This is a genomic window from Pseudomonas sp. SWRI51 (assembly GCF_014268825.1).
GTDB classification, from domain to species: Bacteria; Pseudomonadota; Gammaproteobacteria; order Pseudomonadales; family Pseudomonadaceae; genus Aquipseudomonas; species Aquipseudomonas farsensis.
The window spans coordinates 1-10,261 of record NZ_JABWRG010000142.1; the positions used below are offsets into that span (position 1 = coordinate 1).

General features: G+C 63.9%; 11 protein-coding genes. 6 read left to right on the plus strand and 5 right to left on the minus strand.

What is annotated here, in order from left to right; genetic code table 11:
• Positions 1-262: 262 nt before the first annotated feature.
• On the minus strand, positions 263-820 hold the full coding sequence (locus HU720_RS23185) for a nitroreductase family protein (RefSeq protein WP_186523353.1): 558 nt from the start codon (positions 818-820) through the stop codon (positions 263-265).
• 157 nt (positions 821-977) lie between these two features.
• Between HU720_RS23185 and HU720_RS23190 the strand changes: the two genes are divergently transcribed.
• Positions 978-2,432, plus strand: coding sequence for a TrkH family potassium uptake protein (locus HU720_RS23190; protein WP_186523355.1), 1,455 nt, complete (start codon positions 978-980; stop codon positions 2,430-2,432).
• Here HU720_RS23190 and HU720_RS23195 read toward each other — a convergent pair.
• Positions 2,389-3,435, minus strand: coding sequence for an AraC family transcriptional regulator (locus HU720_RS23195; protein WP_186523360.1), 1,047 nt, complete (start codon positions 3,433-3,435; stop codon positions 2,389-2,391). The two genes, HU720_RS23190 and HU720_RS23195, sit on opposite strands and share 44 nt — an antisense overlap.
• A gap of 156 nt (positions 3,436-3,591) precedes the next feature.
• Here HU720_RS23195 and HU720_RS23200 point away from each other — a divergent pair, with 156 nt between their 5' ends.
• From HU720_RS23200 to HU720_RS23210, 3 genes are all read left to right on the plus strand, one after another.
• Complete coding sequence (locus tag HU720_RS23200) at positions 3,592-3,903, plus strand: DUF962 domain-containing protein (RefSeq protein ID WP_186523361.1); 312 nt, start codon at positions 3,592-3,594, stop codon at positions 3,901-3,903.
• A 280-nt stretch (positions 3,904-4,183) separates the two neighbouring features.
• Positions 4,184-4,951: an AraC family transcriptional regulator gene (locus HU720_RS23205; protein WP_186523362.1), complete on the plus strand. Its 768-nt coding sequence runs from the start codon at positions 4,184-4,186 to the stop codon at positions 4,949-4,951.
• A 111-nt stretch (positions 4,952-5,062) separates the two neighbouring features.
• Complete coding sequence (locus HU720_RS23210; protein WP_186523363.1) at positions 5,063-5,947, plus strand: DMT family transporter; 885 nt, start codon at positions 5,063-5,065, stop codon at positions 5,945-5,947.
• Here the strand turns inward: HU720_RS23210 and HU720_RS23215 are convergent, their stop codons facing one another.
• The 3 genes from HU720_RS23215 to recQ all read right to left on the minus strand — a co-directional run bounded on the left by HU720_RS23215 (position 5,948) and on the right by recQ (position 8,940).
• Positions 5,948-6,229: a SelT/SelW/SelH family protein gene (locus HU720_RS23215; protein WP_186523365.1), complete on the minus strand. Its 282-nt coding sequence runs from the start codon at positions 6,227-6,229 to the stop codon at positions 5,948-5,950. It abuts the gene before it with no gap.
• A gap of 6 nt (positions 6,230-6,235) precedes the next feature.
• Positions 6,236-6,673 carry a MarR family transcriptional regulator gene (locus tag HU720_RS23220; RefSeq protein ID WP_186523374.1) on the minus strand — a complete coding sequence of 146 codons (438 nt, stop codon included), beginning with the start codon at positions 6,671-6,673 and terminating at the stop codon, positions 6,236-6,238.
• A 119-nt stretch (positions 6,674-6,792) separates the two neighbouring features.
• Positions 6,793-8,940, minus strand: coding sequence for a DNA helicase RecQ (gene recQ, locus HU720_RS23225; RefSeq protein WP_186523376.1), 2,148 nt, complete (start codon positions 8,938-8,940; stop codon positions 6,793-6,795).
• Positions 8,941-9,182: 242 nt separating this feature from the next.
• On the opposite strand from recQ, the gene HU720_RS23230 reads away from it, so the two are divergent.
• Positions 9,183-9,770 (plus strand): YecA family protein, encoded by a 588-nt coding sequence (locus HU720_RS23230; protein ID WP_186523377.1) that lies wholly within the window; start codon positions 9,183-9,185, stop codon positions 9,768-9,770.
• 8 nt (positions 9,771-9,778) lie between these two features.
• Entirely contained in the window at positions 9,779-10,141 is a 363-nt protein-coding gene (locus HU720_RS23235; RefSeq protein WP_186523378.1) for a DUF454 family protein, read from the plus strand.
• Positions 10,142-10,261: the final 120 nt, after the last annotated feature.

Sequence of the window (10,261 nt, forward strand, 5' to 3'; positions counted from 1 at the left end):
CCCATCGCGACACAAGGCCGCTCCTACACTGACCGCGTCAAACGGCACCGATATAGCGACAAGCCACATTCCGTGGGAGATCACCCAGCCCTTCCGGGCTGCGCTGTCGCGCAGAGAACTGGGCACCGAGCAAGCCCGCTCCCACGTTATCCATGTAAATCAGATAGTTAGCGTTTGTTCTATGAGAGCTGGCGCCAGCCTGCGATGAGGCCGGAGCAGGTTTGCACAAACCCCAAAGCGCGCCCCGCTCTCACAATCCCGATCACTCCCCCCAGGGCGCAACGAAATCCTCGGTCTTAAGCACCGGCGGGGTACGCGGCTCGGCGAGCGGTGTGCCGACGTACAGATAACCGATCAATTCTTCGTTGTCAGCCAACCCCAACCCTTGATGCACATGCGCATCAAAGGCCATGTCACCCGTGCGCCACACCGCGCCAATACCTTGGGCATGGGCAGCAATCAAAATGCCATGGGCGGCGCACCCGGCAGCCAGGCGCTGCTCGGACTTGGGCACCTTGAAGTGATCCTGCAACGTTGCCACCACCACAATCAGCAACGGCGCACGCAGCGGCATGGCGCGAGCTTTGTCCAGTGCGGCCGGGCTGGCATCGCCTTTGGCCTGCAGCGCTTGTGCAAACAGCTCGCCGAGCCGCTCGCGGCCCTGCCCTTCGATAGTCAGAAAACGCCATGGGCGCAATTGGCCGTGGTCCGGCGCCCGCAGCGCTGCCTGGAACAACCCCTCGCGCTGCGCAGCGTTGGGGGCAGGTTCGGTCAGGCGCGGCACGGAAACACGGTTGAGCAATGCGTCGAGAGCCTCCATCGGCTACCCTCCTGGCAGATTGAAAGTGCCGACATTCTGCACCAACCCGCCCATCACGTGGGAGCGAGCTTGCCCCACGATGCGCCAATCGTGCGTTTACAACACCTGACCCACAGGTAGAATGGCGCCCTTTCCGTTTCGAGTCAGAGCAGATCACATGGCGTTGCCGACCTTAAGGATCATTGGTTTCATCATCGGCATCTTCCTGATCACCCTGGCTGTGAGCATGGTTGTGCCCATGGCCACGCTGGTGATCTTCGAACGCACTGGCGACATGCCGTCATTCCTCTGGGCCAGCATGATCACCTTCCTCGCAGGCCTGGGCCTGGTGGTGCCAGGGCGGCCCGAGCATGTGCACCTGCGCCCGCGTGACATGTACCTGCTCACCGTCAGCAGTTGGCTGGTGGTCGGGGTGTTCGCCGCGCTGCCGTTCCTGCTCACCCAGCACATCAGCTACACCGACGCCTTCTTCGAAAGCATGTCCGGCATCACCGCCACCGGTTCGACCGTGCTCAGCGGGTTGGACAACATGTCGCCGGGCATCCTCATGTGGCGCTCGATGCTGCACTGGCTGGGCGGCATCGGCTTCATCGGCATGGCGGTAGCCATCCTGCCGCTGCTGCGCATCGGCGGCATGCGCCTGTTCCAGACCGAATCCTCGGACCGCTCCGAAAAAGTCATGCCGCGTTCGCACATGGTCGCCAAGTACATCGTCGCGGTGTACGTGGGCATTACCGTACTCGGCAGCCTGGCGTTCTGGTGGGCCGGGATGAACCCGTTCGATGCCATCAACCATGCCATGTCGGCGATCTCCACCGGGGGTTTCTCCACCTCGGACCAGTCGCTGGCCAAATGGGACCTGCCTGCCGTGCACTGGGTGGCGGTAGTGGTGATGATCATGGGCAGCGTGCCGTTCACCTTGTATGTGTCGACCTTGCGCGGCAACCGCCGGGCGCTGATCCGCGACCAGCAGGTGCAGGGTTTTCTCGGCTTGTTGCTTGCCACCTGGGTGGTGCTCGGCACCTGGTACTGGGCCACCACCAACCTGCACTGGCTGGATGCGCTGCGCCATGTGGCGCTGAACGTCACCTCGGTGGTCACCACCACAGGCTTTGCCTTGGGCGACTACAGCCTGTGGGGCAACTTCTCGTTGATGCTGTTCTTCTACCTGGGCTTTATCGGTGGGTGCTCAGGCTCGACGGCCGGCGGCATCAAGATTTTCCGCTTCCAGGTCGCCTACACCCTGCTGAAGGCCAGCCTTAACCAGTTGATCCACCCGCGCGCGGTGATCAAGCAGAAATACAACGGTCACCGCCTCGACGAAGAAATCGTGCGCTCCATCCTGACGTTCTCGTTCTTCTTCGCCGCCACCATCGCCCTCATCGCCCTGCTGCTGTCGCTGCTGGGGCTGGACTGGATGACCGCGCTGACCGGCGCCGCCAGCACCGTATCCGGCGTCGGGCCTGGCCTGGGCGAGGTGATCGGCCCTGCCGGCAACTTCGCCTCGCTGCCCGATGCCGCCAAGTGGATCCTGGCCGGCGGCATGTTGCTGGGCCGCCTTGAGATCATCACGGTGCTGGTGTTGTGCATGCCGGCGTTCTGGCGTCACTGATCGCCAGCCGGGCGCGGTACTCGCTGGGGGTGACATCGAACCAGCGACGAAACGCTCGGTAGAAGTTGCTCGGGTCGGCAAAACCCAGCAAGTACGCGGTTTCGAGCAACGTGGTGGAAGCCTGGGCCAGGTACTGCTCGGCAAGCTCGCGACGGGTGTCGTCGAGCAATGTCTGGAAACTGGTGCCCTCATCCTGCAAACGCCGTTGCAAGGTGCGCTGCGACAGGTGCAGAGCCTGCGCCACGGTCTCGCGCTTGGGCTCGCCTTGCGGCAGGATGCGGCACAGCACCTGGCGCACGCGGTGGGTAACCCGGCTCTCGGAAAACCGCGCCAGGTACTCACCGGCAAAGCGGTCATGCAGCACGGCCATGGCCTCGTTGGCGGTGGGCAGCGGCGCCTCCATGTCGGCGCGCTCGAACACCAGCGCGTCATGGGCCGCGCCGAACACCAAGGGGGCGTGGAAGGCGACCTTGTACGGCTCGACGTTCTTCGGTTGCGGCCCCTGAATCAACACCCGCCGCGGCTGGATTGACCGGCCACTGAGCCAGGTGCACAGCGCCAGCGCGCAGGCAAGCGACGCCTCGGCACTATGGCGGGTGGGCGGCAAGTGATCGCCGTGCACTGTAAGCACCAGCGAGTAACCCTCCGGGCCCAGGCGAAAGCTCAGGTCCGAGCTTTCGGCAATGATGCGCTGATAGCGCACCAGCCGGTCAAAACCTTCGGCCAGCGTGCGGCTGGACATCAACGCATAGCCGACCACATGGAATGAGGCCGGGCGCACCACGCGGGCCATGTTCAGGCCAATGGCTTCGTTGCCGGACAACTCCACTGCCAACTGCCACAGCCGGGTCATGGCGTCCTGGGGGAAGCGTGCGTCGGGGTCGTCGAGGGCGGCAAAATCCAGCCCCAGTTGCCTGAACATGCTCGGGCAGTCGAGCCCTTCAAGCTCAAGCGCCTTGACGATCCCTGATGCCCAACTGGCAGACGTCGTTCTTTCACTCATGACAGGCTTCTTGTGCTGACCGCTCAAGCGGTGAATCGAAAGGATACTCAATTGGCGCTTATTGTCACTGGTCGGCGTACCCAGTCACTCTAGACTCGTTTCAGGCTCCACGCCGTGTATCCTGTTTTTCGACCAGCAGATACGGAAAGCCCCGCCATGACCGACACCGCGCAGTTCCGAAGTTTTGCCGAGTTCTACCCTTATTATCTGGGCGAGCACGCCAACCCCACCTGCCGGCGCCTGCACTTTGTCGGCACCGCGTTGGTGATCGCCGTGTTCGCCTATGCCTTGGGCAGTGGCCGGTGGGCATTGTTGCTGCTGCTGCCACTGGTCGGCTACGGCTTTGCGTGGGCGGGGCACTTCTTTTTCGAAAAGAACCGCCCTGCCACCTTCAGCCACCCGTGGTATAGCCTGGCCGGTGACTTCGCCATGTTCCGCGACATTCTGCTGGGGCGTATCGCCCTTTGACGCAGCGCTAGGCGCTTTCACCCACCTGAGGCTGCAAGTGCACATCAGAGATCCACAGGGTTCGCACACGCTGTTTGCGTGACGGGCGGGCGAGTTCGGCGTGGGTCATGGGGCAGGCTCCGGCACTGTTTGCTGGAGACTGGCAGGCGCAAATGACAGGTTTGAGACACGCAGATGACAGTCCTTGCGTGGGAGATACCCTGGTCGCATGCAAACCTGTTGCGACCTCATTGCAGGCTGGCGACGGTGTACACTTTCAGCTTGCCCTTAAGGATCGACCATGAGCACCGGCCCGCTGCTTTCTCTACGCCATTACCGCGACGAACTCATCGCGCACAGCCATGAGCATCCGCAACTGGTGTTCGGCCTGCGGGGGCGGCTGGATTTCGAAGTACAAGGCCACGGCGCGCGAATCGACCAGCAGGGCCTGATCGTGGTTCCGGCGGGCGCCCACCATACCTGCGCAAGCGCTGCCGGCAGCCACTGCCTGGTCCTGGACATACCCAGTGAACACTGGCTCGCTGAACAACTGGGGGCACACGCCGATTCAAGCCGCCGCCTGCTCGACCGCCCAGGCGCGGTGGGCCTGGGCCCTCGCCAGCAGCAACTGGTGCAGTGGCTGGCTGATGGCCCGATGGATGACCCGCTGATCGCCCGGCAGGGTGCGTTACTGCTGCTGACGAGCCTCGGCGCGCCCGCTGCGGCACAGGTGCAGCCCAGCAAGCGCCTGCCCTACGCAGCGTTCGATGCGCATATCGAACAACACGCAGCCTATCCGCTGCAGGTCGCCGACCTGGCGCGCCTGGCCGGGCTATCCACTGCGCGCCTGCACGCACGCTTCCTCAATGAGTGCGCAACGACTCCAATGGACTACATTCGCCAGCGCCGTCTGCTCAAGGCAAGACGGCTGCTGACGGCTACGCACCTGCCGGTGGGCGAAATCGCCGCCTTGGTGGGTTACGCCTCACAAAGCGCGTTCTCAGCGGCAGTGCTGCGAATGTTTGGCAGTTCACCTCTCGCGCTCAGACGCGAGTCTGGCGATAACTGAAGAGAGCCTGGCGACAGAATCTGTTCGCCTGACGCCCTAAACTGCGCGGGTACCGACGTTTGACTTAAACCCGTTTCGCACCTGACCCGCTCATTGATGCCAAGGCCCCCCATGAACCACCGCACCGCCCTCGGCGCCCTGCACATTGGCGCGCTGTTCTTCGGCCTGACCGGCGTGTTCGGCAAGCTGGCCGCCAGCGCCAGCCCGTCGATCATCGTCTTTGGTCGCGCCGCCTTTGCCGTCCTCGCCCTGGGCCTGTTCATCGCCCTCGCCCGCCAGCGCTGGCAGCCGCTGCACGGGCATGTGCGCCGCCTGCTGCTGGGCGGCGTGCTGCTAGCCGGGCACTGGGTGAGTTTTTTCATCGCGGTCAAGGTCGGTGGCGTGGCCATCGCCACGCTCGGTTTTGCCAGCTTTCCGGCGTTCACGGTGATTCTTGAAGGCGTGCTGTTCCGCGAGCGGATCCGCCGCAACGAAGCGCTGCTGGTACTGCTGGTAAGCATTGGCCTGGTGCTGGTGACGCCTGAGTTCGACCTGGCAAGCCAGGCGACCGGCGGGCTGCTCTGGGCGCTGCTGTCCGGGCTGCTGTTCTCTTTGCTGTCGCTGACCAACCGCGCAGGATCCGGGCGCCTGCCGGCAGTGCAGGCGGCGCTGTGGCAAAACCTGGTGGTCGGCCTTTGCCTGCTGCCATTCGCGGCGCCGGGCATTGAAGCGGTAACACCACTGGACTGGTTATGGATCGCCCTGCTCGGCGTGTTCTGCACCGGGGTAGCCCACAGCCTTTTCGTCGCCGCGCTGGCGGTGATCAAGGCGCGCACGGCAGCGGTGGTGTTCGGCATGGAGCCGGTTTATGGCATTGCAGTGGCTTGGGCGGTGTTCGCTGAAACGCCAACCTTGAGCATGCTTGCCGGGGGCGCGCTGATCATCTTCGCCATCGTGCTGTCCAGCCGCATGGCGGGCAACGAACCCGCTCGCCAACACGCCGCCGAGGGGGCTTGATCAGCGGTCGTTGTGGCCCAGGTCGCGTTGCGGGTCGATCAGGTCGCGCACCCGCTGCTTGAGCACCTTGGCCTCGGGGAAGCCGCCATCGGCCTTGCGCTCCCAGACCTGCACCCCGTCACAGGTAATGTGGAACACCCCGCCAGTGCCAGGTGCCAATGCCACCTGGCCGAGCTCATCGCTGAAGGTGCTGAGCAGTTCCTGGGCCAGCCACGCGGCGCGCAGCAGCCACTGGCACTGGGTGCAATAAGTGATGACGATGTGGGGCTTGCTGTCGGCCATGGTTGTTCAGGACTTTTCGAGGTTGGCGAGAATCTTGCCATGCACGCGCATGCACACTTCAAGGTCTGCCTCATCCACGCCGCTGAACAGCTCCTGGCGCAGCGCGTGGGCGATGGTTTCGATCTGCTCGATCAGCGGCTTGGCTGGCGGGCACAGCAGGATCTTCTTGGCGCGACGGTCTTCCATCACTGCCTGGCGACGCACCAGGCCCTGGGTTTCCAGGCTGTCGAGCAAGCGCGCCAGGGTGGGGCCTTCGACACCAACGCTCTGGGCCAGCTCACGCTGGGTCGGCGCCTCTTCGAAACGCGCCAGGTGCAGCAATACCAACCAGCGCGCCTGGGACAGGTTGAGCCCGGCCAGGCGGCGGTCCAGTTCGGCACGCCAGCCTCGCGACATCTGGGCCAGCTGCATGCCGAAACGGTGTTGGTTGTCAGTCAGGGGCATAAGCAACTCAATGAACAGAACTAATTGTTAGTCAGCTAATCATGGCCCGGACGATCAGGCAAGACCGGGGGTCGTCAGCGGATATGACAAAGATCAGCTATTGGCGCAAATTTCGCCAATTACAGCTCGAACTCCGCCGCCAGCGCCGCCCGTATGCAGTACAGGACCCCTTCCGGCACCCGCGCACCGAACAGCGGCGCGATGGTCGAAACCGGCGGCAATTCGCCCTCACCGTCCAGAAACGCGTCCTGCACTTCCATCATCAGGTCTTCGGGCAAGTCCAGGGCCTGGTCCAGGCTCAACTCCTGGCGGCCGATGGCCTCGGCCAACAAGCTGTAGACGTTCTTTTCGCTGCAGTTGAGCTGGCCGGCGATCTGCATCGGCGTCATGCCGGCACGGGCCAGGCTGACCAGTTCGTGGCGCAGGTCGAGCACCACCTTCGGCGCCTCTTCAGTGCCACCCGCGCCGTTGAGCACTTCGAGGAAGGCCTGGCCATAGCGCTCCAGCTTGCGTGCGCCAACGCCACTGACCTGGGCCATGTCGCTGAGGCTGGTGGGCTGACTGCGCAGCATCTCCAGCAAGGTCGAGTCGGGGAAGATGACATAGGGCGGGACGCTGTGCTCTTCGGCCAGCTTGCGCCGCAGGGTGCGCAGCGCCTCCCACAGTTCGCGCTCCTCGGCACGTACCAGTTGGCTGGCCGGGCTGCCGCCGCCGCTGCCGGACGACTTGGCCGTGGTCTGCGGCTTGAGGTCGCGGCGCAGTTGCAGGTTCACTTCGCCACGCAGCAGGGGCCGGCAAGTGTCAGACAGGCGCAGGCCGCCATAGCCTTCAAGGTCGATATCGACCAGGCCGCGGGCGACCAACTGGCGGAACAGCGAGCGCCACTCGGCCTCGGCCATGGCCTTGCCCACGCCGAATACCGAGAGTTTCTCGTGGCCAAAGCTGCGCACCTTTTCGGTGTCCTTGCCCAGCAGCACGTCCACCAAGTGGCCTACGCCATAGCGCTGGCCAGTGCGGAACACCGCCGACAGGGCCTGCCGAGCGGGTTCGGTGGCATCCCAGGTTTGTACCTTGTCGACGCAGTTGTCGCAGTGCCCGCACGGCTGTTCGAGCACCTCGTCGAAGTAGGCCAGCAGCGACTGGCGGCGGCAGCGAGTTTCTTCACACAGCGCCAGCATGGCGTCGAGCTTGTGCTGCTCGACGCGCTTGTGGCGCTCGTCGCCCTCGGAGTTCTGCAGCATCTGCTTGAGCATCACCATGTCCTGCAGGCCATAGGCCATCCAGGCATCCGACGGCAGGCCATCACGGCCGGCGCGACCAGTCTCCTGGTAATAGGCCTCAAGCGACTTGGGCAGGTCGAGGTGGGCGACGAAACGCACGTTGGGCTTGTCGATGCCCATGCCGAAGGCAATGGTGGCAACCATGATCAGCCCTTCCTCGTTAAGGAAGCGGCGCTGGTTGGCGGCACGGGTCTCGGCCGGCAGACCGGCGTGGTACGGCAGCGCCGGGAAGCCTTGGTCGCAGAGAAACGCTGCGGTTTCGTCGACTTTCTTGCGCGACAGGCAATAGACGATGCCGGCGTTGCCGCGGCGCTCGCCGAGGAAGGCCATCAGTTGCTTGCGCGGGGCTTCCTTGGGCACGATGCGGTAGAAGATGTTCGGCCGGTCGAAGCTCGACAGAAAGCGCTCGGCGCCCTGCAGGTGCAGGCGCTGGACGATCTCCTCGCGGGTGCGCATGTCGGCGGTGGCGGTCAGGGCGATGCGCGGCACATGCGGGAACAACTCGGCGAGCTGGCCCAGTTGCAGGTATTCGGGGCGGAAATCGTGGCCCCATTGCGACACGCAGTGGGCCTCGTCGATGGCGAACAGCGAGACGTCGAGCCCGCGCAGAAAATCGAGCATGCGCGGCTGCACCAGGCGCTCGGGCGCAAGGTACAGCATTTTTACCTCGCCCCGACGCAGGCGCCCGGCAAGATCACGCTGCTGTTCGGCGCTGAGCGTAGAGTTGAGTGCGGCAGCCGCCACCCCGAGTTCGTCAAGGGTTGCGACCTGGTCGTCCATCAGCGCGATCAGCGGCGAAACCACCACGGTAAGGCCTGGGCGCAGCAAGCCCGGCACCTGGAAACACAGCGACTTGCCGCCGCCGGTGGGCATCAGCACCAGGGCGTCGCCGCCATTGGCCACGCATTCGATGATCGCGGCCTGGCGGCCCCGGAAACTGTCGTAACCGAAGACATCCTTGAGAACGCGCTGAGCCTGTTCGAGCATTTGCCACTCCAAAATCGCCGTACCACCCTGGACACAGGCTGGACGATAAATGCGCCGCGCACACAACGAATGCGTAAGCGGTTTTTGCCAGGGCGCGTGCAGCGCCTGCTGGCAGTGAAAAGCGCGGAGTATACCCGAGTGGCCCGCCCCCCGGCATGCCCACTGACAGACGTTCCCTTTGCCCCGTGTGCGCCGCAAGGTGCTAGAATTCGGTATCGTTTATTCCCCAAGGTAGCCCCGTAATGTCCTTCGCCGAGCAACTGACCCGCCTGCAAGCCTTCCTCGACGCCGATGAGCTGCACGAAGAAGCGCTGGACTACGTCGCCGCACACGGCTACCTGACCGCGCTGTCGATCTGTGCCGAGGACGTTCCCGAGCGTGAATGGATCGATGCACTGTTCGCTGAAGAGCCGCATTACGCCAGCGATGCCCAGCGCACCGAAATCGAAGCGACCCTGGTGGCACTCAAGGCGCATATCGCCCGCCAGCTGGCCAGCGAGGAAGATTTCGACCTGCCTTGCGAGCTCGACCTGACCGACGAGCCGGACGATTCCGACCTGCGCGGCTGGTGCATCGGCTTCATGGAAGGTGTGTTCCTGCGTGAAGAGGCCTGGTTCGACAGCGCCGAAGAAGAAGTCAGCGAAATGCTGTTGCCGATCATGGTGGGTTCGGGCCTGTTCGACGAGCAGCCTGAGTTTGCCGATATCGCCAGCAACGCCAACCTGCAGGACGACATGATCGTGCAAATCCCGGAAGCGCTGACGGCGCTGTTCCTGCTGCTGCACGCCCCGGACGAAAAACCTGCGCTGCTCAAACCACGCCACCACTGATCGAGGTGGTGCGCTACCTGCTGCTGGCCGCCGGCTGGCTCAGCGTTGCGCTGGGGGTGGTAGGGATTTTCCTGCCGGTACTGCCGACCACCCCATTCCTGCTGCTTGCAGCGGCTTGTTTTGCCCGTAGTTCGCCGCGGTTTCATGCCTGGCTGGTCAATCACCCCAAGCTTGGGCCGTGGATTCGCGACTATTTAGGTGGCGAGGGTATTCCGCTCAAGGCCAAGGTATACGCCATCGGCTTGATGTGGGCGAGCATCGGGCTGTCGTGTTATCTGGTGCCTTTGTTCTGGGCGCGGGTATTCATGCTCAGCAGTGCGGTGCTGGTGAGCCTGTGGATCGTGCGGCAAAAAACCTTGCGCCAGGGGTGACGCCTGGTGTTGTGCAAGCCTGTTCCGGCCTCATCGCAGGCTATCGCCAGCTCCCACAGAGCTCGCCCATCCCATATCGATGCCGTCTACGCGGTCAGTGTAGGAGCGGCCTTGTGTCGC